The organism is Streptococcus sp. 2022WUSS037, from assembly GCF_044427225.1.
In the GTDB taxonomy this organism is placed as follows: domain Bacteria; phylum Bacillota; class Bacilli; order Lactobacillales; family Streptococcaceae; genus Streptococcus.
The window spans coordinates 19,001-43,995 of record NZ_JAOTGJ010000004.1 but is presented as its reverse complement, the minus strand read 5'-3'; the positions used below and the strand labels follow the sequence as shown (position 1 = coordinate 43,995).

Annotated in this window: 20 protein-coding genes and 1 pseudogene; 3 read left to right on the top strand and 18 right to left on the bottom strand. The window is 40.8% G+C overall.

The features are described 5' to 3' along the window. Nucleotides 1-44: 44 nt before the first annotated feature. Together guaC and nth are read right to left on the bottom strand one after the other, a co-directional pair. Nucleotides 45-1,028 carry a GMP reductase gene (guaC, locus tag ODU55_RS03060; protein ID WP_398581828.1) on the bottom strand — a complete coding sequence of 328 codons (984 nt, stop codon included), beginning with the start codon at nucleotides 1,026-1,028 and terminating at the stop codon, nucleotides 45-47. A 284-nt stretch (nucleotides 1,029-1,312) separates the two neighbouring features. Continuing rightward, nucleotides 1,313-1,936, bottom strand: coding sequence for an endonuclease III (gene nth, locus ODU55_RS03055; protein WP_398581827.1), 624 nt, complete (start codon nucleotides 1,934-1,936; stop codon nucleotides 1,313-1,315). A 97-nt stretch (nucleotides 1,937-2,033) separates the two neighbouring features. On the opposite strand from nth, the gene ODU55_RS03050 reads away from it, so the two are divergent. After that, nucleotides 2,034-2,885 carry an NAD(P)H-hydrate dehydratase gene (locus tag ODU55_RS03050; protein WP_398581826.1) on the top strand — a complete coding sequence of 284 codons (852 nt, stop codon included), beginning with the start codon at nucleotides 2,034-2,036 and terminating at the stop codon, nucleotides 2,883-2,885. Nucleotides 2,886-2,939: 54 nt separating this feature from the next. Here ODU55_RS03050 and ODU55_RS03045 read toward each other — a convergent pair whose 3' ends face one another. Then, entirely contained in the window at nucleotides 2,940-7,697 is a 4,758-nt protein-coding gene (locus tag ODU55_RS03045; protein ID WP_398581825.1) for a S8 family serine peptidase, read from the bottom strand. A 685-nt stretch (nucleotides 7,698-8,382) separates the two neighbouring features. Between ODU55_RS03045 and ODU55_RS03040 the strand changes: the two are divergent. Next, a pseudogene (locus tag ODU55_RS03040) lies at nucleotides 8,383-8,715 on the top strand (transposase); the annotation flags it as partial. Between the two features lie 48 nt (nucleotides 8,716-8,763). Here ODU55_RS03040 and ODU55_RS03035 read toward each other — a convergent pair. From ODU55_RS03035 to ODU55_RS03000, 8 genes are all read right to left on the bottom strand, one after another. Beyond that, nucleotides 8,764-10,302: a ClC family H(+)/Cl(-) exchange transporter gene (locus tag ODU55_RS03035; RefSeq protein ID WP_398581824.1), complete on the bottom strand. Its 1,539-nt coding sequence runs from the start codon at nucleotides 10,300-10,302 to the stop codon at nucleotides 8,764-8,766. A 113-nt stretch (nucleotides 10,303-10,415) separates the two neighbouring features. Beyond that, the gene (locus tag ODU55_RS03030; RefSeq protein WP_398581823.1) at nucleotides 10,416-11,486 is read right to left on the bottom strand and encodes an ABC transporter substrate-binding protein; all 1,071 of its coding nucleotides are present in this window, start codon (nucleotides 11,484-11,486) and stop codon (nucleotides 10,416-10,418) included. Continuing rightward, entirely contained in the window at nucleotides 11,486-12,256 is a 771-nt protein-coding gene (locus tag ODU55_RS03025; RefSeq protein ID WP_398581822.1) for an ABC transporter permease, read from the bottom strand. Before ODU55_RS03025 ends, ODU55_RS03030 begins: the two co-directional genes overlap by 1 nt. Beyond that, nucleotides 12,256-13,056 (bottom strand): ABC transporter permease, encoded by an 801-nt coding sequence (locus ODU55_RS03020; protein ID WP_105107123.1) that lies wholly within the window; start codon nucleotides 13,054-13,056, stop codon nucleotides 12,256-12,258. The genes ODU55_RS03025 and ODU55_RS03020 overlap by 1 nt, the downstream gene beginning before the upstream one ends. Further along, nucleotides 13,040-14,194: an ABC transporter ATP-binding protein gene (locus ODU55_RS03015; RefSeq protein WP_398581821.1), complete on the bottom strand. Its 1,155-nt coding sequence runs from the start codon at nucleotides 14,192-14,194 to the stop codon at nucleotides 13,040-13,042. The genes ODU55_RS03020 and ODU55_RS03015 overlap by 17 nt, the downstream gene beginning before the upstream one ends. Before the next feature lie 145 nt (nucleotides 14,195-14,339). Next, a complete protein-coding gene (murB, locus tag ODU55_RS03010) occupies nucleotides 14,340-15,245 on the bottom strand; it encodes a UDP-N-acetylmuramate dehydrogenase (RefSeq protein ID WP_398581820.1) in 906 nt (301 codons plus the stop codon). 233 nt (nucleotides 15,246-15,478) lie between these two features. Further along, entirely contained in the window at nucleotides 15,479-16,339 is an 861-nt protein-coding gene (gene thrB / locus ODU55_RS03005) for a homoserine kinase (protein WP_029187207.1), read from the bottom strand. A 3-nt stretch (nucleotides 16,340-16,342) separates the two neighbouring features. Continuing rightward, nucleotides 16,343-17,629: a homoserine dehydrogenase gene (locus ODU55_RS03000; RefSeq protein WP_398581819.1), complete on the bottom strand. Its 1,287-nt coding sequence runs from the start codon at nucleotides 17,627-17,629 to the stop codon at nucleotides 16,343-16,345. A gap of 104 nt (nucleotides 17,630-17,733) precedes the next feature. Here ODU55_RS03000 and ODU55_RS02995 point away from each other — a divergent pair, with 104 nt between their 5' ends. Continuing rightward, nucleotides 17,734-18,657: a polysaccharide deacetylase family protein gene (locus tag ODU55_RS02995; RefSeq protein ID WP_024410099.1), complete on the top strand. Its 924-nt coding sequence runs from the start codon at nucleotides 17,734-17,736 to the stop codon at nucleotides 18,655-18,657. A gap of 120 nt (nucleotides 18,658-18,777) precedes the next feature. On the opposite strand, the gene ODU55_RS02990 is transcribed toward ODU55_RS02995, so the two are convergent. The 7 genes from ODU55_RS02990 to ODU55_RS02960 form a co-directional block, all read right to left on the bottom strand. Further along, nucleotides 18,778-20,586, bottom strand: a complete 1,809-nt coding sequence (locus ODU55_RS02990; protein WP_398581818.1) for an ABC transporter ATP-binding protein — start codon at nucleotides 20,584-20,586, stop codon at nucleotides 18,778-18,780. A gap of 8 nt (nucleotides 20,587-20,594) precedes the next feature. Continuing rightward, complete coding sequence (locus ODU55_RS02985) at nucleotides 20,595-22,331, bottom strand: ABC transporter ATP-binding protein (protein ID WP_398581817.1); 1,737 nt, start codon at nucleotides 22,329-22,331, stop codon at nucleotides 20,595-20,597. A 281-nt stretch (nucleotides 22,332-22,612) separates the two neighbouring features. Continuing rightward, a complete protein-coding gene (locus ODU55_RS02980; RefSeq protein WP_002940680.1) occupies nucleotides 22,613-22,855 on the bottom strand; it encodes a KH domain-containing protein in 243 nt (80 codons plus the stop codon). A gap of 21 nt (nucleotides 22,856-22,876) precedes the next feature. After that, nucleotides 22,877-23,149, bottom strand: a complete 273-nt coding sequence (gene rpsP / locus ODU55_RS02975) for a 30S ribosomal protein S16 (RefSeq protein WP_029180157.1) — start codon at nucleotides 23,147-23,149, stop codon at nucleotides 22,877-22,879. 136 nt (nucleotides 23,150-23,285) lie between these two features. Further along, nucleotides 23,286-23,594, bottom strand: coding sequence for a DUF4298 domain-containing protein (locus ODU55_RS02970; RefSeq protein WP_398581816.1), 309 nt, complete (start codon nucleotides 23,592-23,594; stop codon nucleotides 23,286-23,288). Then, on the bottom strand, nucleotides 23,594-24,241 hold the full coding sequence (gene pcp / locus ODU55_RS02965) for a pyroglutamyl-peptidase I (RefSeq protein WP_398581815.1): 648 nt from the start codon (nucleotides 24,239-24,241) through the stop codon (nucleotides 23,594-23,596). Before pcp ends, ODU55_RS02970 begins: the two co-directional genes overlap by 1 nt. Continuing rightward, nucleotides 24,238-24,993 carry a class I SAM-dependent methyltransferase gene (locus ODU55_RS02960; protein ID WP_398581876.1) on the bottom strand — a complete coding sequence of 252 codons (756 nt, stop codon included), beginning with the start codon at nucleotides 24,991-24,993 and terminating at the stop codon, nucleotides 24,238-24,240. The genes pcp and ODU55_RS02960 overlap by 4 nt, the downstream gene beginning before the upstream one ends. Between the last annotated feature and the right edge of the window lie 2 nt (nucleotides 24,994-24,995).

Sequence of the window (24,995 nt, the reverse complement as noted above, 5' to 3'; positions counted from 1 at the left end):
AATATTGTAACAAGAAAAGGACCTGCATTGCAAGTCCTCTTTGACTAGATTGAGTCACCATTCCAGATAGAGTTTTTCACAATAACATAGTCCACATGCTTCAAGCTGGTAATATCACGACCACCTGCATAGGAAATAGAGGATTGCAAGTCCTGTTCCATTTCTACTAGAGTATCTTTCAAATGTCCCTTGGCTGGCAAGAGAATTTTCTTTCCTTCGACGTTTTTGTAAGCACCTTTTTGGTATTCAGAGGCGGACCCGTAGTATTCCTTAAACTGTTTGCCATCCACTTCTACCGTCTTACCTGGGCTTTCAATATGACCGGCAAAGAGGGAGCCTATCATGACCATACTTGCACCAAAGCGGATGGATTTGGCAATATCTCCGTGGGTACGAATTCCACCATCCGCAATAATTGGCTTACGAGCAGCTTTGGAACACCAACGAAGGGCAGCCAGCTGCCAACCGCCAGTACCAAAACCAGTCTTGACCTTGGTGATGCAGACCTTACCAGGACCAATACCAACTTTTGTCGCATCTGCACCAGCATTTTCTAGTTCACGAACTGCTTCAGGCGTGCCGACATTTCCAGCAATAACAAAAGTCTCAGGCAATTCTTTCTTGATATGCTTGATCATCTTAATGACACTATCAGCATGTCCATGCGCAATATCAATGGTAATAAACTCAGGCGCGTCAGCTTTTAAACTAGAAACAAAGTCGTACTCATAATCTTTTACACCAACCGAAATGGAAGCAATCAAGCCTTGGTCGTGCATGCGTTTCACGAAAGGAATACGCCCTTCTTCATCAAAGCGGTGCATGATGTAAAAATAACCATCTTTCGCCAACATCTCTGCCACATCTTCATCAATAATAGTCTGCATATTAGCTGGAACAACTGGTAATTTAAAGCTATATTTCCCAAGAGTCACTGTTGTATCTGCCTCGGAACGGCTATTGATGATACATTTATTTGGAATGAGCTGAATATCTTCGTAGTCAAAAACTGGAGTTTCGTTGAACATGCTTCTACCTCTTTTTCTTAACATTGGAACAGAAAAACAGTTTGTTTTTCGTATTTTTTCCTTATTACAAGATATAGTATAGCTTATTGTTTGTGTTTTGTCAATAAAAAAGAAACCTATCTAGACAATATTCGGATATATCACTTTTGGGACTCGTTTATAAAACATAACATTCGTATAATTCTTTTCTGAGTTACTATTCTTATAAAATTTAAAAAAATGTTCAGCATTTACTCAAACAATTTCACATAAAAACTAAAAAATCTTCAAAAACAGAAGATTTTTTAGTCAAATTCATATAATTGTGGGAATTTTCCGCATTCAGGGTTCTTAGGATGGCAAACCTCACGACCAAAATAAATCATAGCTTGATGAGCAGGGAGCCAGAGTTCAGGAGGTAAGACTTCCATGACTCGTTTCTCTGTTTCCAGGGGTGTAGCCGATTTTTTGACAATATCGTGGTGTTTACAAATCCGTCCCACGTGGGTATCAACTGCGAAGGCAGGAATGCCAAATCCAACACTCAACACTACATTAGCCGTTTTTCTACCAACTCCAGCCAAGGCTTCTAATTCCTCACGAGTCTGCGGTACAATGCCATTATGCCGTTCCAATAACTGCTGGGCGCATTCTTTCAAAAATTTGGCTTTATTTCGATACAAACCCAAACGAGAAATATAAGGCTCAATATCCTTCACTTCTGCTGCCGCCATGGCTTGGGGCGTTGGGAAAGCGGCGAACAAACCAGGTGTTGCCTTATTCACCGCAGCGTCTGTAGTTTGAGCAGATAAGAGCACTGCACATACCAACTCAAAGTGATTTCGAAAGTCCAAACTAGGCTTAGCATCAGGGTATAGAGCGATGATTTCTTCAATAACTTTTCTTGCACGTTTTTTTGATAATACCATGAATTCATTATAGCATGAAAACTTGGATTTATCTAAAATCTGGATTGTCATAAACCTCATTCCTCGTGATATAATAAGAAGAAAAGGGGGAATAAGTATGGACTTACAAGAACTCTGTAGAAAGGTTATTCAAGCAAGACCACGCAATAGCCATAAGGGAAGCTATGGTCGAGTCTTGCTGATTGGTGGACTGTATCCTTATGGTGGAGCGATTATCATGGCCGCACTAGCAACCGTCAACAGTGGAGCAGGCTTGGTATCTGTTGCTACTGAAAAAGACAACATACCAGCCTTACATAGTCATCTGCCTGAAGCCATGGCATTTTCATTTGACGATCAAGCCTTGCTGATAAGTAGCTTAGAAAATACTGACTTGGTATTGATTGGTCCAGGTTTGGGGGAAAATAGCAGAGCTGAACAGTTATTGGACTTTGTTTTTGAACATTTATCTGACCAGCAGATTTTAGTTCTTGACGGCTCAGCCCTTACCTTAGTCGCAAAGCAAAACAGGAAGAACTTCCCGTGTAAACGAGTCATCCTGACACCCCACCAGAAAGAATGGGAACGGTTATCAGCCATTCCGGTTGCTGACCAAACAAGCCAAAGAAATCTTGAAGCCTTGCATTCTTTTCAAGAAAATACAATCCTTGTAGCTAAAAGTTCCGCTACTCAAATCCTAAAAACCCAGCCAAACCAAGTCACCCCAATAGGAGCTGGTGGTCCCTACCAAGCAACAGGAGGTATGGGAGATACTCTTGCAGGTATGATTGCAGGATTTGCTGTACAATTTCCCCATGTTCAACTATATGAAAGAATCCTTGTAGCAACCTACCTCCACTCCTATATTGCCGACCAACTGGCTCAAGATTATTATCTTGTAAAGCCAACTGATGTCTCAAGAAACATCCAAAAGACAATGCTTCAATTTCAAACACAAACAACCGCCTAATCAATGATTAAGCGGTTTTATTATTTAGCAAACTTGTGATAAAGCTAGTGTTGGTTATACTTCTTCCTTATGACGTCGTTTGCTTACTAACAGAGTCCCTAGCCCAATAATGACACCAAGAACAAGATAGTATTTCGTATCATTTTCTCCAGTATTTGGTAGTTGAGTCACCTGTTTTTCTTGATTAGGACTAGATAGACTAGCTTGCAAAGTGACTGGACGAGGTAAAGTTGGTTGAGGGTTTGGCTTTTGACCTATCGGTACATACCCTGAATTCCCAGTATCTTTTACAGGAGGTGCCTGTACATCAACTTTTTCTGAGTCTATAGGTGGAGGCGTTACAGTGCCTTCATCTTTTTTGTCAGTGGCAGTATTTGCTGGCTCCTTGGCATCATTTGTTGAAGTAGCAACACCATCCAGTTCTGCCTGAGCGCTTGTCAGAAGGGCTAGAGCTTGATCGACACTTGCTTGGCTTGCAGATTCATCAGCTAGAATCGTTTTCGCTGCTTCAACTGCCTGATCATAAGCTTGTTTCACGTTCTCAGATGCATTGAGATACTTAGCATCTGTCGCTTTTAATACAGAAGAAACGGATACTGCGCTACGAAGGGCTGAAATATCAGTCTTTTGACCATCTAAGTTGGCTTTCGCTGCTAACAAGTCAGCCAACGCTTGGTTGACAACTGCCTGTGTTACATTCTCTTGGTTCAATACAAGTTGTGCTGAACGAATAGCTGTATCATAGGCAATTTGTTTGGTATTTTCAGCATTGTAATAAATAAAGTTTGCCTGAGTCGGTGTGTAGTTTGATACTTCAGCAATTAGTTTTTCTTTATCGGTAGCCTGACCATTTAGCTGTTCTCTCGCCGCCACAAGACTGGCAAGTGCTGAATCTACTTGTACCTGATTGTGTTTATTGGCATATACTGCATTGGCATCTTCTAATGCTTTAGCATAGGCAGTTTGAAGTTCTGGACTAGCATTGTAATAACGCGCTGTTTCTTCAAGTCCCGCAAGTTCAGCAATAAGTTCTTTCAAAGCAACTTTATTAATCAAGGTTAATTTCTTAACATTTGACTGGTTTGCAAGTACTGCTACGTCTAATTCTTCCAAAAATTCATAGCCTTCTGGGAGGGTTGGAAGGATAGTGTAGGTACCAACTGGTACAAATTTACCATAATCAGTCTTAGAATATTTAGCATTTGGTAGCTGAATAGTCTGGCCATCAGCGGTTACCAGTTGGATGGTTGAACCAGAAGGTAGTAATGCATCAATATCTACCAGCAAGTTTGCCTTATCTTTCAAAGTCACATAGAAATTCACCTCGGCAGTGCTATTTTCTTCAGAAATCGTCACGACTGCTTTTGTTTCACCTGCTAGGCTTGACCACTCTGTATCATATAGGAATAAATCAAAGGTGTAAGTACCAAATGGTAGCTTAAGAACGCTAGTATCGCCGGCATATCGTGGTAATTCTGCAACAATCTTGCCTGTTTCATCGGTGACTGAGTAAGAGAAAAGTATTGGTACAGGACTATTTGTGTCTTTATCAAGAATATTGACAGTTACCAATCCTTTTTCATTGCCAATACTAATCAGATTCTCTACTTTTTCATAGCTGATATTACCAGCATAATCCTCCACTGTGTAGTAGAATTTTGAAATATCTGCAAGATCAAGAGGCAATGTAAAGGAGCCATCGTCGTTTTGTGCCACAAATACCTTGTTATCAGAAACGGTTACATCACCATTTTCTAATAAGGAAGGAATAGTTGTCGTACCATTGGCATCTGCTACAAGATAGAATACTTGCTCGCGATATAGACCAGACTCTCCTTTTTCAATGGCTGGACGAGGGTTAAATGTAAAGTTTGTTTCATCATAGGTAGCTGTGGTGATAACTGGTGATTCTCTATCGATGATAACGTCGAAAATCATGGTTTGTACTGCTGCACCTGGAACTTCAGATGAGTAGGTCAAAACGTATTGATACTTACCATCTGCTAAAGCATTTCCGTCACTATCTGTTCCATTCCATTCAGTAGGATAAATAATGCTTGATTTTGGATTTTTAGGATCACCACTATAGAAGTTCTTATTGCCTGACTGTGGTTGACTTTCCCAAAGTGGATTTGTTCGCTCAGTATCATCTGCAGCATAGACGCTTGCGACTAAATCCATATAATTTCTCAAGAAGACACCTTTGAAAGCGAGCGAATCTTGGTTGTCATCCCCATTTGGCGAGATAGCTAAATGAGGCTTACCAGACTCATCAAGCTCTAAAACAAAGTATCCTGCTTCATTTTTAAATGTACCTAGAGTCTTGATAGCAAAGTCAGATCGTTTGTCTGTAGAATAGATTAATTCCGTACTTCCTGTAACAAGACCTGTGTAGTGATGGCTGATGTCAACAGTATCTGGTTGTGCTGTAACAGGTTCAAAGTAGAAGCCCCCCTTACCATCGGCAATAAGATTGTAAATCGGCTCTTCTAGAACGGCTAGATTTTGGAATTCCCCACGGAAACCAACGTATGGAATGCTGACAATATCACCGCCATCGACTACATCTGTAAATCGAACAAAACCTTCAAGATAGTAACCGTTTTTCATTAAACCTGTCAATTCTTCTGCAAAGCTTGATGCATCGACATTAATTGTAACAGTTGTACTTGAATTGGCTTGCACAGTCACCTTACCGCCAGGAATCTCTGCTAATAGACGCGGAGCCAAGGTGAGCAATCCATTTTGGACAGTATCCGTTGTTAATTGCGTTGAGTAGTTTAAAGTCTTATCTTCGTTTGTAATGTTATGAAGTGTGACCGTAAAGCTGAATGTATCCTCAACATTTCCCAAGGTAATGCTGCCATAACCGTCTTCGCCAGTCAAATATAAACCTGTAGAAATAGCTGCCGCAGTATCGATGATACCTGCACCTTGTTGGCGTGGGGAAGTGTAGGCTGTTGTTTCTTTGTTCACATGTGCTTTAGCAGTAGACATAAGCAAGTGTTTTACTAAGGCTTCGATTTCTTGAGGGGACTTAGTAGGGTAAGTTGCCTGTAAATACTGTTTTACTAGTACGGCTGCTCCTGCTACGTGTGGTGAAGCCATACTTGTTCCCTGCATGTTGGCATAGTCATTATCATTGATGGCTGCATAAATAGCACCACCTGGAGCAGCTAAGTCTGGTTTTAACTCGCCATCCGCTGATAGACCCCAACTTGAAAAATCTGAAAGAAGACCTGCTTCTGGGTTAGGGCGAATATCTGTTTCGTTATTGAACGCAATCTTATATGAGTTAGCTGCCAAAGCTTCACCAAATTCCAATGGAATGAAGACAGATGGAATTGCAATAGCTGTATCATCAAGTTGCATGCTTACATTGGCTTCACCTGGACGACTATTGAAAATGACCACCCCTACTGCACCTGCAGCTGTTGCATTGGCTATTTTTTCTGAGAAAGTAATCGTTCCTCGTTTGATGAGTGCAAGTTTTCCAGTCAAATCTAGACCATCAAAATCCGAAGCTTGACCGATTCCCGCATAGACATATTCATATTCTTTCCCGATTTCAAATGGTACGGGACTTTTCTCTGGATTATCAAACGAACTCTTACCGTAATTCAAATCAGCATTGTTTTCTAAGCCAATGATATTAATTACTTTACTACCAACCGTTGTATTATTGTAAGAAGCGACAGAAATTGCATCGCGAGCTGTTGAAGGAGCACCGACCAAGCCATAATCTGGATAATCGGCTGACGGATTAGAATGACCTGAACCAAATGTTCCATCATTACCAGCTGCAATAACAACAGAAACCCCTGCACGACGAGCAGCCTCGATTGCTGCAGTCACATTTTCATTCATGTTAACAACAGAGCCGTTAGCTCCTCCCAGACTGAGGTTGATGCTATCTGCACCCAATTTTACAGCATCTTCAATCGCCTTTACGTACAATGCTGCGCCTGTTGTAGCTTTGAGGTCTGAGAATACACGCATAAACATGACTTGCGCTTCAGGAGCTACACCATACATTAATTGTCCAGCAACTGGTTGTGTCGGATTTCCTGTGGCAATACTTGTTACGTGCATACCGTGTGAACGTTTGTCTTCTTCTTTCAAGACAGTATTCACATCAACATAGTTATAACCAAATACAACCTTATCGTTAAACCATTCACCGTAGGTAATTCCTGCAGCTTCTTTAGCTGCTTCTATCTCTTTTTCTGATTTATATTTTGCAGTTGAGAGGTCTGAAATATGCAATACATCGTGGTCAACATCAAGACCGGAATCTATGATTGCAACTACTGTTCCTTCGCCCTTGTAACCACTATCCCAAACTTTAGGTACTGTAATGATCGTATTACTATCAATGTTTTGTGGTTTCGCTTCTTCCTGATTAGTAATAGCAGTAGTCTCATCTGCTACGGAAAGCTTCTCCTCTTCTTCTACTTTTTTCTCTGAAATAGCTGGAGTTTCTACAGCTGGTTGAGTCGCTTCTACTTCTGTATTTGTAGTGTTTTCAAGAGCTTCTGAGCCATGTGTTTCCTCTTCATTACCTGTAGTGGTTACATCAGTTTGGGTAGCCTCCACAGAAGTGTCAACTAACTCCTCGACAACGGGACTTTCTGAGGTTGATTCGCTGACGATTGCGTCAGGAACAGTTGTTTCCACCTTAGTCTCTACAAGGCTTGTCAATTCATCTGCAGCTACCGATGGTGCACCTGCAAACAAAAAAACTGCACCCAAAAGAACAGACACCGTTCCAATTTTATACTTCCGAAGTGAGAAAGTTTCTTTCTTTTTCATAACTTTTCCTCCCAGTTTTTCTCCTTCATTATTGGCAAAACCAATAAATAAATTAAAACACAAAATCATCAGTATTGCAAGTATATTCTGAAAATTCAGTTATTTATTCAAACTATAACTAGGTGTCAATAATATCTATAACCATAGATACAGATAATATAGTCAAGTGAATTAGAAACGGGACATGTCTAAGTTTGTCAATTTGAGAACTCTAAAGTTATTTTAGGAGTGGGTTATTAACACTATAACTTAAAGTTGTCCTTTTCCTAATTCAAACCACTATACACACTAAAAAGGGAGTGAGCAAGACATTCATGGTAGCTCCATCCTTACCCACAGAATAATGAGAATGAGCATAAAGCCCTCACTAAGATTATATACCTAGTGAGGGCCATGCGGTTGGTACATTATTGATGTTAATTATGGTGACAAAACTGCTCCAGCCTACTGATAAGAACCACAATATACACTCAAGAATATGACTAATACTCAATGAAAATCAAAAACAGACTAGGCGACGCAGATGCAGATAGAACTGAAGTTCATCAAATCAAGTCAACAACGTCTGATTTTGATTTTCAAAGAGTATAAAATTCAGTAGATAGGCTCTCTAACTTACAAGAAGGAAGGAATTGTCATAGATAATCATGTGTAGATCAAGTCGACATTGTCGTTTGTATTCCCCTCAACTTGTCCAAAGTGTTACTTAGCTACATTGGATATAACGACTAAAGGTCTACGTGCTTACCACGATTTTCTCAGTCAATTTCATGTGGAAGCTGTTGGTATGGAAAACACAGGTGTCTATTGGCGACCTGTCTGGCATGCACTATGTGATGACTTCGAGCTAATACTTGCTCAACCAGCCCACATGAAGACCATTACAGGTCAGAAAACTGACAAGAAAGACGCTTACTGGATTGCCAAATGAATGCGGATTGGTCTGCTTCCTCGGAGTTTCGTTCCCGATGAAATCATTCCTGAATTGAGAGAGTTGACCAGACAACAGAAACATTATAATATTGGGACTTTTCTCATCTCTTTGTTAAGACAATCTAAAAAAATGCTAATCTCCCTCAAATATCCTACGAACGGTATGAATTTGAGAGATTGGAACTGCAACGAGCAAGGAATCACCCATAGAAAGTTGGCTATTTCCTTTCACAATCCTTGACTTACCATAATGAATTTGACTGGTGATCAAGCATGAATCCGGTAAACGTAACTCGCTAACAAATCTTCTGTCCAATGTTTCGTTGACAACAACCTCTATTAAGGTCATGTGTTCTTGCTGTTCTACTTCTTCTGGCAGAATTTTTTCCAACATTGCTTCATAGACTGGCGCGCCACCTAAGAGGTCCATCATCACATAGGAACTCAAAGCTACCAACCCGATGACCATCAATTGGTTCAAACTTCCAACCATTTCAGTTACTAAAATAATAGCAGTTAGAGGTGCTTTGGAAATCGCTGCGAAAAAGCCTGCCATTCCCAATACAATAAACAATAGCATCTGCTCCTGACTGATGAAACCAATATCAAGGAAGAACCGTGCGACAAAAAGCCCAAGGAGACTTCCTAAGGTTAATATGGGCAAAAAGATGCCCCCTGGTAGACCAGAACCATAGGAAATCATGCTCCATACAAATCGAATTAAAATTAAGATTGCCAATGTCAGTAGTCCTTGTTCCAAATATGGGAGCTCTAAAATCAAATGATGCCCGCCACCCAACAGATTAGGGAAAAAATAACCAATCGGTATAATGAACAAAAAGGCAAATACACTGTAGTATGGAACTGGGAGAGGAATGATTTTTGAGAGGAGGGTATAGAAACCTTGTATATTGAGGATAACAACTTCATACACATATCCAGCAAGTCCAAGGAAAACTCCAAGTAAGATATAGATCCAATATTGGTCAAGAGATAATAGCTGCAAATCCTCTGGCATGTGCAAAACAGGTGTCAATCCAAAAACATGTAAGGAAATAAAGTTCGCAGTGATACTAGCTGCTAAGGCTGAGACCCAAACCAGACGCGAAAACTGATGATAGACTTCCTCTACAACAAATAAAAGACCTGCTATTGGTGCATTGAAAGCTGCTGCCAAACCTGCCGCAGCGCCACTAGCAATCAAACTCCTTCTTTCCATTTCACTGGATTTAAGAAGAACTGATACACCTTTAGCCGTTACAGCTCCTAGTTGAATGCTGGGACCTTCACGCCCCAGCATTAGGCCAGATGCAATGGATAAAACACCGCCGATAAATTTTTTCCAAAGGACTGACCACCAGTTTAAATCCATAATTCCTTTTAGTTCTGCCTCCACCTGAGGTATACCTGAACCTTTTGCATTTGGCTCGTCTTTGATTAACTTGCCAATAAGTAAAGCTATGACCAGATAAAGCCCTCCAATAAGAAGTAAATAGATTGCATTATCTGTTGCCAGAGAATAGAGGTGTGTAAAGACAGAAAATAGTTTTTCAATGGCTAAGCGAAATGCAACGACCACTAACCCAGCGACAATGCCAACTAAACTACCACGCAGAACCGAATAGAGGATTGATTGAGAAATAAAACTAACTTCTTTCCGGTGATTTTCCATTGGGATTTCCCTTCCTTTCTATAGTATGTATGACCAAAAAATAGGAGCAATAAGTACTTAGTAAAGAACCTCACTCCCATTCTTTTATTTATATTGCTACCTGTCCAATCAGACTATTTCCGATACATCTTGAATTGGAGATAGAGGTCATTATACATTCCAAGCATCTCTGGTCCAAGATTATCATAAACTTCCATCTTCTTCATCGTTTCTTCTGAAGGATAGAAGGATTCGTCGTTCTGAGTCTCCTCATCCAGCATAGCCTTGGCTGCAGGAATTGGTGTTGAATAGCCAACATATTCTGCATTGCGAAGCGCATTTTCAGGACGAAGCATAAAACTCATAAAGGCGTAAGCTCCATCAATATTTTTTGCTGTTTTTGGAATGACCATATTATCGAACCAAAGGTTAGAACCTTTTGATGGTACAACATAGCGCAGATTTTCATTTCCATCTAACATTTCACTGGCTTCTCCAGAGAAGGATACTGCGATAGCTGCCGCATCTTGTATCATGTAGCCCTTGATTTCATCAGCTACGATAGCCTTAACATTTGGTGTCAAATTGTAAAGATGTTCAGCAGCTTCTTCAATCTCTGCAGGATTTTTAGAGTTCAAGCTGTAACCCAAAGATTGCAAGCCAAATCCCATGACCTCACGAACACCATCGATCAACATGATATTATCACGGTACTCCTCTGACCACAAATCTTCCCATTCTTTAGGAGGGTTTTCAACCATGGTTTCATTGTAAACAATGCCCAAGGTCCCCCAGAAGTATGGAATAGAATAGTCATTATTCTTATCAAAGCTCAAGCCCATAAATTGCGGATCAATATTCTCTAAACCTTTAATTTTTGATTTATCAAGTTTAATGAGCATATTTTCTTCCGTCATTTTGGAAATCATATACTCGGACGGAATGGTCAAATCGTAGGTTGTGCCACCCTGCTTAATCTTTGTGTACATGGATTCGTTGGAATCGAAGGTCTGGTAATCCACCTGAATACCTGTTTCAGCCGTAAATTCTTCCAGCAATTCTGGATCAATGTAATCTCCCCAGTTATAGATAACCAACTTATCCGTCGTTCCTTGAGTTGAATCAGCTTCTAATTTTGAACTAATACCCCATAAAACCAGTACAATAGCTATAACTCCTACAAAAAATGAATACAATCGTTTCATTAGTTGGCCTCCTTTTCACGTGAGATGAAATAATAACCCACTACCAATAAGATAGAGAAAAGGAAAACAAGAGTTGACAAGGCATTTATTTCCAAGGAAATCCCTTGACGTGCCCGTGAATAAATCTCAACAGATAGATTTGAGTAACCATTGCCCGTTACAAAGAAGGTCACAGCAAAGTCATCCAAGGAATAGGTAAAGGCCATGAAGTAGCCAGCAATGATAGCTGGTGTTAGGTATGGCAACATGATTTCTTTCAGCATTTGTGGCTGAGTTGCCCCCAAATCATAAGCTGCTGAAATCATATCCGCATTCATTTCCTTCAGACGAGGCAAGACCATCAATACTACGATTGGAATAGAAAAAGCAATATGACTGAGCAATACTGAGACAAAGCCAAGCTGGAAACCAATCATGGTAAAGAGAATCAAGAAACTTGCCCCGATCATAACGTCTGGTGCTACCATCAAGATATTATTGACAGACAGCAAGGCATTTTGGAAACGAGGTTTCGCTTGATAAATATAGATGGCACCAAACGTTCCAATAATGGTTGCAATCAAAGAACTCAAGAAGGCCAACAAGAAGGTTTGAGCCAGAATCAGCATTAGTCGGCTATCGCCAAACATAGATGAAAAATGCTCCAAGGTAAAGCCTGTAAAGCCATTCATATCTCCACCTTCATTGAAAGCATAGAAAATGAGATAAAAAATGGGCAAGTAAAGAAGGAGGAAGGCAACTGTTAAGTAGATATTTGCAAATTTCTTCATTATTTCTTCCTCTCTTTCGTCATCCACATAATCAAGAGCATGGCCAAAATCAAGACCACACCTATGGTTGAACCCATTCCCCAGTTTTGTGTGGTGAGGAAATGTTGCTCGATAGCTGTACCCAGTGTAATGACTCGGTTACCACCAATCAAACGGGTCAACATAAAGAGGCTCAAACTTGGAATGAAAACCGCCTGAACACCAGAACGGACCCCATTCATAGAAAGAGGAAAAATAACTTTTGTAAAGGTCTGCCAAGAAGTTGCCCCCAAATCACGACTAGCATTGATGAGATTTTTATCCAAATCATCTAGGGCATTAAAGATCGGCAAAATCATAAACGGAATCTCGATATAGGCTGCAACAGCAATGAAAGAGAAATCCGTGAAGAGAATTTGCTGGGCACCAAGACCAATAAATTCCAAGAACTGGTTGATAGAACCATGTTGACCAAAAATACCAATAAAGGCATAGGCTTTCAGCAAAAGATTGACCCAGGTTGGCAAGATAATCAACATGAGCCAAAGCTGTTTATGCTTGAGCTTGGTCAAGAAATAGGCAGTCGGATAGGATACCAAAAGAGTCACCAATGTGATAATACCTGCGTAAAAAATGGAGTTAAAACTCATCCGCAGATAGGTCATATTGGGCGAATTAAAGTAGGTTTGATAATTAGCCAAAGTGAAATTGCCATGAATATCAAAGAAAGATTTGAAGATAATCAAGGCAACTGGAGCGAGTACAAAGAGAAAGACCCATAGGGCATAGGGAATTGCAAAAAGCCTAGAGGTTTTCTTCATTGCGTTCCTCCTCGATGGCGTTAATCAAGCCATCTTCTACTTCTTCCACTTCCACATACTCTTCAATACGGGCATCAAATTCTTCCTCTGTTTCATTGAGACGCATGATATGAATGTCTTCTGGTTCAAAATCCAGACCAATCACTTCTCCCACGATGGCCTTACGGGTTGAATGAATCATCCATTCATTGCCCAAATCATCATAGGCAATGATTTCATAGTGGACACCACGGAAGAGCTGAGTATCGACTTTTACCTGCAATTTGCCTTCTTCTGGAAGGGTAATCTGCAAGTCTTCGGGACGGATGACCACTTCAACTTCTTCGTTTGGTCGCATACCACCATCGACAGCTTCAAAGCGTTTGCCATTAAACTCAACCAAGTAATCTTCTATCATGCGACCTGGAAGAATGTTTGATTCACCAATAAAGGTCGCAACAAAATGGTTGATTGGCTCGTCGTAAATGTCCACTGGCGTCCCAGATTGAACAATCTCGCCTTCGTTCATGACAAAAATCCAGTCACTCATGGCCAGAGCTTCTTCTTGGTCATGGGTAACGAAGACGAAGGTAATTCCTAGACGTTGTTGCAATTCACGCAGTTCGTACTGCATTTCTGTTCTTAGTTTCAAGTCCAGGGCAGAAAGTGGTTCATCTAACAAGACAACGCGAGGCTCATTGATGATGGCACGAGCAATAGCGACACGTTGGCGTTGACCACCAGACAATTTCTGAATGGAACGATTTTCATAACCAGAGAGTCGGACCATTTGTAAGGCTTCTGTCACACGGCGTTCGATTTCAGCCTTGTCAACCTTTCTTAATTTAAGAGGAAAAGCCACATTTTCAAAGACAGTCATATGTGGGAAAAGGGCATAGGACTGGAAAACAGTATGGACATCCCGTTTATTAGTCGGAACATCATTAATCCGTTGACCATCCAGATAAATATCGCCTGAACTCGCATCCAATAAACCAGCAATAATGTTCAAAATCGTTGATTTACCTGAACCAGAAGCTCCTAATAGGGTATAAAATTTCCCTTCTTCCAATTCAAAACTAATATCCTTTAATACAGTTGTTCCACTGTCTTCAAATACTTTAGAAACATTCTTAAATTCAATAATTGGCTTTTTCAATTCTCATAAATTCCTTCTTTTTTGTAAGAGCCTAATGGCTAGAGTTTAGTCTTTCAGTTTGCTTTTAGTGCTAGGCAACGAGCTGCAGACAGTACTGAAGTACGGCAAAGCGAGTTAACGACGTAATAAAAGATAAACTGAAAGACTATGTATCAGATGGGTCACCGATAATACGCACCTCTCTCTCCAGAGTAATTCCTGAAGATTTTTCAACGACTTCAATCACATGGGCAATCAAATTTTCATAGTCCAATGCCGTTCCATCAGCAACATTGACCATAAAGCCAGCGTGTTTTTCAGAAACTTCGACTCCACCGATTCGATAACCTTTTAAACCCGCATCCATAATCAACTGTCCTGCGAAGTGACCAAGTGGACGTTTGAAGACTGAACCACAAGATGGATATTCCAAAGGCTGCTTGAGCTTGCGTAAATGTGTCAAACGAGCCATTTCTTGTTGAATAACCGTATGATTTCCTGGCTTGAGGGCAAATTTTGCAGACAAAACAATCGCACCGTTTTCCTGCAAAATAGAAGAACGGTAGCCAAATCGTAACTCACGATTGTCCAATGTTTCGACATAACCTGCTGGAGTCAAAATCTGCGCTGAAACTAGAATGTGTGCTACTTCACCTCCGTAAGCACCTGCATTCATATAGACAGCACCACCAATGCTTCCCGGAATACCACAAGCAAATTCAAAACCTGATAAAGAATGGAAAAGTGCGACTTTTGTCGTTTCAATCAGATTGGCACCTGCTTCTGCTTCAATGGTGTATCCTGATACAGTAACGGAGTTAAGTTTATCCATACGGATAACAAAACCACGAATACCGCCATCGCGGACAATGATATTACTTGAATTTCCTAACACTTGCCATGGAATACCTTCGCGTTTAGCAAATTCTACTATACGAACAATCTCGTAACGATTCCGCGGAAAAGCTAGATAATCAACAGCTCCTCCTACTTTTGTATAGGTATATTCTTTTAAAGGCTCATCGAATCGAATATCGATGCCTTCTAATTCAAGTCTAATTTTATCTTTCATAACCTTCTCATTTCAATTTAAGATATACAGGATTTATTATACCAAAAATTACAGGAGAAAACGAATAAAATTCAACAAAAATACTTTCACAAGCCAAATTAATTTGCCCCAATATTTTGAAATGGAGAATGGAATGCACAAAAAAGGAGCTCCCTTCCTACCGCGTATAGTAGCGATGGCGAACTCCAATAAAATAAACATTTTTAGTTTTGCAAATGATAGCTTCTCACTATCTATACAATAGCAATCCCCTTGGTATCAACTTGAAGGCGGTGGACAGTTCCGTCTAGATTTAGTTCCTCTAATGCTAGAACAATAGCCTCTTCCTTATCTTTTGGAGCCAATACCATAACAGTTGGTCCAGCACCTGAAAGATAGGTTGCATAGGCACCTAACTCTTGTCCGGTTTGCTTAATAGGGCAGAATTCCTTAACCAACAATTGACGGAATGGTTCATGGAACATATCTGATTGGATAGCTTGACCAGCCTTTTCCAGATCACCTGCCATCAAACTGGCAACAGCAACGTTAGCAATGGCACTAGCAGCCACTGCTTTCTTGTACCCCATCTGAGAAGGTAGTACACCTCGGCTTTCAACCGTACGCAGTGGGTAGTTTGGAATAAAGGCAACAAAACTTGCTTCTGGGAATTCTGTTACAACTGCCTGTACTTTCTTATTAACATAGCTAGAGATGACTAAATTACCGAAAATTGCTGGAGCTACATTATCAGGATGACCTTCAATTTCTGTAGCTTTGAGCAATTTTTCATCCGCTGTCATGTTCAAACCTGCTAATTGATTAGCCAATTCGATACCAGCTACGATAACGGAACTGGATGAGCCCAAACCACGTGCCAATGGAATGTCACTGGTCATCTTGATCCGATGTGGTTGCAAATTTTTAGCCACTTTTAGTGCAGTCTTAATCAAAAGATTGTTTTTGTCAGAAGGTACATGATCGAGATTGTGTTCAATGACCCAATCCTCTGTTTGTTCCAAAACTTCAATAGTCAAGTATTTTGAAAGGGCAACACCAACAGAGTCAAAACCAGGACCAATATTGGCTGATGTTGCTGGAATAATGATTTTCATATCTTATTCTCCCAACACCTTGAAGGTATTCAAGACTGTAAAGTCTGTTTCTTGAGCCAATTTAGCTGTTACATTTTCCAATTGTGTCTTGCTCATTTCATGGGTCACAATGACTAAGCGAGCAGTTTCGCCATCCGCAGCTTGTTGCAGAATTTGCTTAAAGGAGATTTCTTCAGAATTGAAGATTTCTGCTAAACGAAGCATTTTTCCATTTTTATCAGGCGCATCAATTGAGAAATAATATTCGCTCTTCACATCGCTTGGGGCTGCCAATTGAAGTGGGCGGCTATATTCGTTAAATGCTTTGCCGATAGTATTGTCTTTCAAGCGACGAACGATACGGATAATGTCAGCCGTTACACTTGTTGCTGTTGGCTTCTGACCTGCACCTGGTCCATAGTACATAGACTGACCGATACCGATAGATTCGACAAATACAGCATTCATTACACCATTGACGCTAGCAAGTGGATGATTTTTCGGTAGGAAGGTTGGAGATACTTCGGCAGCAATACCAGAGGTGGTTTCTTGAATATCGCCCACAAGTTTGATGACATAGCCCAATTCTTGAGCTACTGCTACATCTTCTGGCGTGATGTTTGAAATTCCCTTGTGAGCCACATGTTCAAAATCAACAGTCATTCCGAATGCAAATTGACTGAGGATAACTGCCTTGTATGCCGCATCAATACCTTCAACATCATTTGTAGGGTCAGATTCTGCATAGCCAAGTTCCTGCGCTGTTTGAAGAGCTTTTTCGTAAGTCCAGCCTTCATCAACCATCTTAGTCAACATGAAGTTTGAAGTACCATTCAATACACCGAGGATACGAGTCACCTTATCAGCAGCCAAAGAGTTGACCAAGGTACGCAAGATTGGAATACCACCTGCAACTGCAGCTTCATAATAAAGCGCAAGACCTTTCTCTTCAGCCAAGGCACGCAATTCGCTACCATGAACAGCAAGTAAATCCTTATTGGCTGTTACAATATGCTTGCCTGCTTCCAAGGCACGTGTAATAAAGGTTTTAGCAGGTTCAATACGCCCCATCAATTCAACGACAATTGCAATCTCGTCGTCAGCCAAAATGTCATCAATATTTGTCACAAAATTATAGTTATGGCCTGCAGCCAAGAGACGGTCTTTTTCTGCTTCATCCTTGACCAAAACCTTCGCAACTTCAATACTATCATGCGCGGCTTTCTCTATTTTTTCCTGGTTTTCTTCTAATAAAAATGGCACACCACTTGCAACAGTACCAAATCCTAATAATCCTATCTTAACTACCATGTGCTCTCCTTTAAAATGTATTTCTCCCATTATAACAAATATTCTGACTATTTGGCAAAAAATTTGATATAATTGTTTTAATATATGATTATGGAGATAAGATAATGAAACATTCAAGAAGAGCCCGTCGAAGCCGCACACAAAAGAAACAACTTGTGCCAATGCTACTTGGTATCGCATTGTTAGTAGTGACTCTACTATCTATTTTTCTAATCTTTCTAAAACAGCCATCTAAGCAGCAAAGTGATTCCAAAGCTTCAACAGTAGAGACAACAGCCAGTTCGAGTGTTATGACTTCAGAAAGTAGTGAAGTAAAAACAGAAATCATTTGGGAACAGCAAACTGAACCTATCAAACTTCCAATCCTCATGTATCATGCCATTCACGTAATGGCTCCCGAGGAAGAAGCTAATGCGAATCTTATCGTAGATCCAACGACTTTCGAAAGTCATCTAAAAGCATTGCAAGATGCAGGTTACTATACTTTATCACCTGAAGAGGCTTATAAGGTATTGACAGAAAATGTCCTTCCTGCTGGCAAAAAGGTTGTCTGGCTGACCTTTGACGATAGCCTCTGGGATTTTTATAGTTATGCCTACCCATTGCTTAAGCAATATCAAATGAAGGCAACCAACAATGTCATTACAGGGTTTACTGAATATGGACAAGCAGGGCACCTTACTCTTGATCAAATCAAGGAAATGCAGACCGTAGGGCTCTCCTTCCAAGGGCATACCGTCAACCATCCTGATTTAGAGTATAGTTCTATTGAGGATCAAACAAATGAACTTACTTCCTCTAAAGCCTATCTTGACAGCCAATTAAATCAGGAAACCATCGCTATCGCCTACCCTGGTGGACGCTATTCAGCCGACACCGTAGCCTTAACCGAACAAGCTGGCTACAAATTAGGGGTCACAACCAACAACGGCTTGGCTTCTGCTAGTGACGGCCTGCTAACCCTCAATCGTGTCCGCATCCTCCCAACCACTACTGCTGAGGGACTATTATCCGAAATTTCCTATTAATTTTTACAAACTTGTATATGAGAAAACTCCCTGTCACTGACAAGGGAGTTCGTTTTATGTATACTCAATGAAAATCAAAATCAGGCTAGGCGACGAAGATGCAGATAGAACTGAAGTTCATCAAATCGAGTCAACAACGTCTGCTTTTGATTTTCGAAGAGTATTAGATTGACTAAACTGACTTTGATAAAGATTATAGTAGAAACCTTTGTCTGCCAAAAGACTTTCGTGGTTACCTTGTTCGATAATCTGTCCATCTTTCAAGACCAAAATCTTATCAGCTTCCTGAATGGTAGATAAGCGATGAGCGATGACGAAACTTGTCCGCCCTTTCATCAATCGTTTCATGGCCTTTTGAATCAAGAGTTCCAACCGGGTATCAACTGAAGAAGTCGCTTCGTCAAGAATCAGAATAGCAGGATCCGCTAGCAAAGCACGCGCAATGGTCAAGAGCTGTTTCTGACCTTGGGAAATATTGCTGGATTCCTGGTTCATTTCCATATTGTAACCACCAGGAAGGGTGCGGATAAAGTGGTCGACATTGGCAGCTTTGGCTGCCTCCACAATTTCCTCATCCGTCGCATCCAGACGTCCAAATCGCAAGTTTTCCTTGATGGTCCCTTCATAGAGCCAAGCATCCTGCAAGACCATACCAAATTGACTACGGTAGGATTGACGAGAAATATTCCGAATGTCCTGACCATCCACCTTGATAGCACCAGATGTGACATCATAGAAACGCATGAGAAGGTTGATGAGGGTTGTCTTACCAGCCCCTGTTGGTCCAACGATAGCCACCATTTCACCTGGTTTCACATCAAGAGTAAAATTACGGATAAGTGGCTTGTCTTCTGAATAGCCGAATTCGACCTGTTCAAAGCTGACTTGTCCGGTCAGACTAGCTGTCAACTCCAGCGCATTGGCGTCTTCTTCGTCAAGCTCATCTAAAACTGAAAAGATGCGTTCAAGGGAAGATTTGGCAGACTGCAACTGGGGTGCCAACTGGGTCAAGGTTTGGACAGGCTGAGAAATCTGCCAGACGTATTGGACGAAGGCCTGCATATTACCCACCGTCAATGTACCTGCAAGGACTTTCAGACCAGATAGCAGAGCCACGACGACATAGGCAATGTTCGATAAGCCGTGTACCAGGGGCATGAGCAAGCCTGACATAAAACTAGCCTTGAAACCAACATCCTGCAAGTCAGCAGTTATCTGGCGAAATTCTTGCGTGGACAATTCTTCACGGCCGTAGAGTTTGAGAACGTTAAAACCTGTCAGATTTTCTTGGACAAAACCGTTCAATCGACCGAGGGCATCAGCCTGTTGCTTGAAATAAGGCTGGGATTTGCCCATGACAAACTTGGAACCAAAATAGGTCACAGGAACCAAGGTCACGACCACAAGAGCCAGGGATACATCCAACCAGAAACACATGAAAATGGCTAGAGAGAGAGTCAGAACGGCATTGACTAACTGAAGGAAACTTTGTTGCAGAGCATTTGAAACGGTTTCCACATCGCTTGTAAAACGACCCAGCAAGTCACCATATTGGTGCTTGTCAAAATAAGAAACAGGAATCTTGTTAATCTTGTGGCTCAAGTCCTGACGCAAATCCTTGGTCGCCCCCTGCACTGCCTTGGTCATAAAAAAGTTAGAACCATAGGCACCGATTTCATAGAGAAGGGCACGGAGGGCATAGATAGCAAGCATGATGGCAATGTAGGAATAGTTAATCTGCGCTCCTTCTACTCCGTTTGCCATATCTAACAGATTCTTGGTCAATTCTGTGATGATAAGCCCCAGTACAAAGGGTTCCAAGGCATTCATAACTGCACTGATGGTCTTTAGAAAAACAGCTAAAAATACAGAAGATTTATAACGACGCAAATAGTCCCAAACACGGGTAAATACTGATCTATTCTTCATAATTCCTCCTATTCTTCTGTCAAGGATTGACGGTTAAGCTGGGAGTTGGCAATTTCACGGTAAATCTCATTGCTTTCCATCAATTCATTGTGAGTACCACGACCAACGATTTCACCCTCGTTCAGCACGATAATCTGGTCAGCATCCATAATGGTTCCGACACGTTGAGCTACAATCAGCACCGTCGCATGTTCCGTTACTTCCTTCAAACGAGCTCTCAAAATGGCATCTGTCTTATAGTCCAAGGCAGAGAAAGAATCATCAAAAATATAAATGTCTGGCTGTTTGACAATGGCACGGGCAATAGACAAACGTTGCTTTTGCCCTCCTGACAGGTTGCTTCCACCTTCTGCTAGATGGGTGTCGAATTTCTCTTCCTTACTCTCGATAAATTCCTTAGCTTGAGCAACATCCGTCGCATCATGAAGTTCGGCAAGACTAGCATCCATCTTACCGTACTTGAGGTTTTCTGCGATAGTTCCGGTAAATAGCAGAGCTTTCTGAGGTATAAAGCCAATCTTGCTGCGGAGTGCCTTTAAATTGTAGCGTCTGACATCCACACCGTCCACCAAGATACGACCAAGGGTCACATCATAGAAACGTGGAATTAACTGCACCAAAGAAGACTTACCAGAACCAGTCGAACCAATAAAGGCAATGGTTTCCCCAGGCTTAGCCTGAAATGAAATATTGTGGAGAACAGGCGATTCCGTTTCACCAGGATAGGCAAAGGTTACATTTTCAAATTCCAAATAACCACGAGTATCTGTTTCAGTAATCCCATCTTCATTCTTAGAAATGGAAATCGGCATGTCCAAGACTTCCTGAATCCGTTGGCTCGATACTGACATACGTGGATACATGTTAAACAAGTTGGCAAAGAGCAAGAATGAGAAAAGCGCGTGGAAACTATATTCGATAAAGGCTACCAAATCACCGATTTGCAGACTGCCTGTTTTCAAGGGCTCCAAAGCGAACCAGACAATGGCCACAATCATGGCAATGATAATCTGCACAAAAAGAGGCTCTGTCAGACCAGTCAGGTTAAAAAGTTTTTTAGATGTTTCAGTATATTCTTCATTGACTGTCGCAAAACGCTCTTCCTGAAATTCTTCCCGAGTAAATGCCCGAATGACACGTAAGCCCATGAGATTTTCACGAACATATTGGTTAATGATATCCAAACGTTTCTGTTGTTTTTCTGATAAGGGACGAGTTTTGGTTGCCACATAGAAAATAACAAAAACCAGAAAAGGCATGGCTATTGCAACTGTCCAAGCTAGACTCGGACTGGTTACCAAGGTCATAATGACAGAGGCAATCATCATCAAGGGTGTAATAATACCTAGTTTTAACACCATTTCAGAGAATTGCATGAGAACAAAAGCATCATTTGTCATACGAGCAACTAGAGAAGAAACACCAATCTGTTCATATTCATGGTGTGAATAGTCCTGAATTTTCTCATACAAATCATTTCGAATATCTTTTACAATGTTGGTTGTCAACTGACCAGCCGCATAGGCAAGCGTTATTCTTCCAATAATTCCAAGCAGGACAATCAAGCCCATCATTCCCGCCCAATAATAGAGCTGACCAACATCATTTTTTGTAATTCCTTGGTCAATCATTCTCGCCAAAAATGTCGGTAACCCTAAGTTTACCACTACAAATAAGAAGGCCCCCAACAAGTCCAAGGCAATCCACTTAGGATATTTTTTCAAATAGGTCCAAATCAGATTCATCTTTTCACCCTTTCTATATGTTCATACTCAATGAAAATCAAAAATAGACCAACTCTAAAGGTTCGTGAAACCTTTGGAGCTTGGTGATAGAGCGAACATCTTTGTTTCTCTGAACGGATAGAAACCTGTTACTATTTTATTTCAAGGTAACAGGATGAAAACCTCCACTGGAGCTTTTCTCTCATCAAATCAAGTCAACAAGGTCTGCATTTGATTTTCGAAAAGTATAAAAAGGGGCATAGCCCCTTTGTCTAAGTTAAAAGCCACCAAATGGTGACTTTCTATTCTTTCTCGTCGATCACTAAACGAACTTTTTTATCACTTGTTGGAACAGAGTAAACAATCGTTCTGATTGCAGAAATTGTGCGTCCTTTTTTCCCAATGATACGGCCAATATCAGATTTATCCAAATCCAAATGATATTCTAAAAATTCCGGTGTATCAACAATTTTAATTGTCAAGCTATCAGGCTGTGAAATCAAAGGTTTCACAATCGCAATAATGAGATTTTCAATCATGTCCATAAGTGTACTCGCTTACTGTTCTTATTTAGAGAATTTTTGCTCGTGGAATTTCTTCATCACGCCAGCGTTTGAAAGAAGGCTACGAACTGTATCAGATGGTTGCGCACCTTTTGCCAACCACTCAAGTACACGCTCTTCTTTAAGAGTTACTGAGTTTTCAGCCAAAAGTGGGTTGTAAGTACCAACTGTTTCGATGAAACGACCATCACGTGGTGCACGTGAGTCTGCAACGTTAATACGGTAGAAAGGTTTCTTTTTAGAACCCATACGAGTCAAACGGATTTTAACTGCCATTTTTAAATGTTCTCTTTTCTTTATATTTTTATTCGGTGAAATAGCAGAGCTATTTAGCACATGTTCTATTATAACACACTTTGACCAACTGTCAAGAAAAAAACTTGACAGATTTTTAAAAATTTTACCAAAAATTTTATTGCTCGAGCATATCTGCTAGTTCTCTCAGTTGACTTGCTAGATTTGTACGGTCAAACAGTAAATTATAGACTCCATCTTCACTCAATACTCCGCAAGGAATACCATTGAACTCCCCCTTATTAGATAAATCAAGATCTTCTATATAGATCTGGCTCTGGTAATAATCTAATAACTGTAAATAAGCCGATTGTTCCTGATTGAGTTGAGTCACACTATCGGAAAGGGACTTGTTCAGCTCTAGATGCCTGTTAAATATTTTTTCCATTTCCTCTACACGTTTTCTTGCTTCCATAATATTTTTCATTAGTGTGTACTACCACCACCCTTTTTTATATCCGCTTTATCCCTATATTCAACGATTGCACCTATGGCTACTTCAACTCCTCTTACAATATCGTTCAAAGACATGGAAGCCAGTCCTGGCTTGTCGACAACCTGCTCTGGCAAGAAGGGAATATGGAGAAAACCGGCCTTAGTCTTTGGAAATTGTTTCTCCGCCAAGTAAAGAGCTTGATACATGAGATGGTTGCAGACAAAGGTCCCAGCAGTATTAGAAACAGAAGCTGGAAGCCCAATCTTATGAATAGCTTCAACCATTGCTTTGATGGGTAAGGTGGAGAAATAAGCAGGCTGACCATCTTCTCGGATCGTTCTATCAATCGGCTGTTGCCCTTCATTGTCTGGAATGCGTGCATCATCTTGGTTAATGGCTATACGCTCAGGAGTTAAATCAACTCGCCCACCAGCCTGACCAATACATAGTACCGCATCAGGTAAATGTTCTGCCATTTTCTCCTCTAAAACATCCGCAGCCTTGTCAAAAACAGTCGGAATCTCTACAAGAATAATCTCTGCACCAGCAATGGTCTTGGGCAGAGATTTAATTGTTTCCAAGGCTGGATTGATAGCCTCGCCACCAAAAGGATCAAAACCTGTTACGATGATTTTCATATTAACTCCTCCAAAATGATTTCTCCGTAGTGAAATTTTTGATTGGGTCTGACATGACGTTTAAAGCCAAATTCTTCAAAGACCTGATCTCGAAAATGAGCCTTTATAATCAATTTCTTCCTAGCTACTCGTTTAGCCTCAGATACAATTTCCTCCGTTAAACGACTTCTATCAGCCAAACCAGACAAACCAGAAAGATTTTGTGATTCCTTGATTTCTTCTGAAAACATGGGATCAAAGTAAATGACATCAACAGACTTATCTATTTGCTCTTTCAAATAAGTCAAACTATCTGTCCAAATTGTCTGGATAGATTTCATGGCTCGATTGACCTCTTGCAGCCCACTATCAAAATCCTGTAAACCCCGACTCACAATAAAGTGCACTAGCTTAGAACTTTCCAAGGCTGTCACCCGATGACCAGCACTTGCTAACACAATGCTATCAGATCCCAAGCCCATAGTACAGTCTATTATTGATTGTTTTTCTTTTCCAAGCAATCCTAAAAGCGGATCTCTTCCAGACTTAATCCGCAACATGGCAGTATCTGGATGGAAAAATAAAACCTGCCCGCCCCTCTGCTCTAGTATCAATTTATCCTTATAAAGAACCAAGACGGTCTCGTAGGTACCCAACATTTTTCCAACCGACTGCTTCTTTCTTTCCTTGTATTCAATTCCCAGTTCACTGGCAATCCGTCTAGCCCTATAGACCAGTCCCTCATCCATCCCAAGACTAGTTGTTACAATCATTT

Bases quoted from the DNA above. Each gene is read 5' to 3' on its own strand.
- ODU55_RS02980 (WP_002940680.1), bottom strand. From the start codon at position 22,855: ATGGACATGATTGAAAATCTCATTATTGCGATTGTGAAACCTTTGATT.
- ODU55_RS03020 (WP_105107123.1), bottom strand. From the start codon at position 13,056: ATGAAGAAAACCTCTAGGCTTTTTGCAATTCCCTATGCCCTATGGGTC.
- ODU55_RS03035 (WP_398581824.1), bottom strand. From the start codon at position 10,302: ATGGAAAATCACCGGAAAGAAGTTAGTTTTATTTCTCAATCAATCCTC.
- ODU55_RS03045 (WP_398581825.1), bottom strand. From the start codon at position 7,697: ATGAAAAAGAAAGAAACTTTCTCACTTCGGAAGTATAAAATTGGAACG.
- thrB (WP_029187207.1), bottom strand. From the start codon at position 16,339: ATGAAAATCATTATTCCAGCAACATCAGCCAATATTGGTCCTGGTTTT.
- nth (WP_398581827.1), bottom strand. From the start codon at position 1,936: ATGGTATTATCAAAAAAACGTGCAAGAAAAGTTATTGAAGAAATCATC.
- ODU55_RS03050 (WP_398581826.1), top strand. From the start codon at position 2,034: ATGGACTTACAAGAACTCTGTAGAAAGGTTATTCAAGCAAGACCACGC.
- ODU55_RS02995 (WP_024410099.1), top strand. From the start codon at position 17,734: ATGAAACATTCAAGAAGAGCCCGTCGAAGCCGCACACAAAAGAAACAA.
- ODU55_RS02960 (WP_398581876.1), bottom strand. From the start codon at position 24,993: ATGATTGTAACAACTAGTCTTGGGATGGATGAGGGACTGGTCTATAGG.
- ODU55_RS02985 (WP_398581817.1), bottom strand. From the start codon at position 22,331: ATGAATCTGATTTGGACCTATTTGAAAAAATATCCTAAGTGGATTGCC.
- ODU55_RS03030 (WP_398581823.1), bottom strand. From the start codon at position 11,486: ATGAAACGATTGTATTCATTTTTTGTAGGAGTTATAGCTATTGTACTG.
- guaC (WP_398581828.1), bottom strand. From the start codon at position 1,028: ATGTTCAACGAAACTCCAGTTTTTGACTACGAAGATATTCAGCTCATT.
- rpsP (WP_029180157.1), bottom strand. From the start codon at position 23,149: ATGGCAGTTAAAATCCGTTTGACTCGTATGGGTTCTAAAAAGAAACCT.
- ODU55_RS03000 (WP_398581819.1), bottom strand. From the start codon at position 17,629: ATGGTAGTTAAGATAGGATTATTAGGATTTGGTACTGTTGCAAGTGGT.
- ODU55_RS02990 (WP_398581818.1), bottom strand. From the start codon at position 20,586: ATGAAGAATAGATCAGTATTTACCCGTGTTTGGGACTATTTGCGTCGT.
- murB (WP_398581820.1), bottom strand. From the start codon at position 15,245: ATGAAAGATAAAATTAGACTTGAATTAGAAGGCATCGATATTCGATTC.
- ODU55_RS03025 (WP_398581822.1), bottom strand. From the start codon at position 12,256: ATGAAGAAATTTGCAAATATCTACTTAACAGTTGCCTTCCTCCTTCTT.
- pcp (WP_398581815.1), bottom strand. From the start codon at position 24,241: ATGAAAATCATCGTAACAGGTTTTGATCCTTTTGGTGGCGAGGCTATC.
- ODU55_RS02970 (WP_398581816.1), bottom strand. From the start codon at position 23,594: ATGAAAAATATTATGGAAGCAAGAAAACGTGTAGAGGAAATGGAAAAA.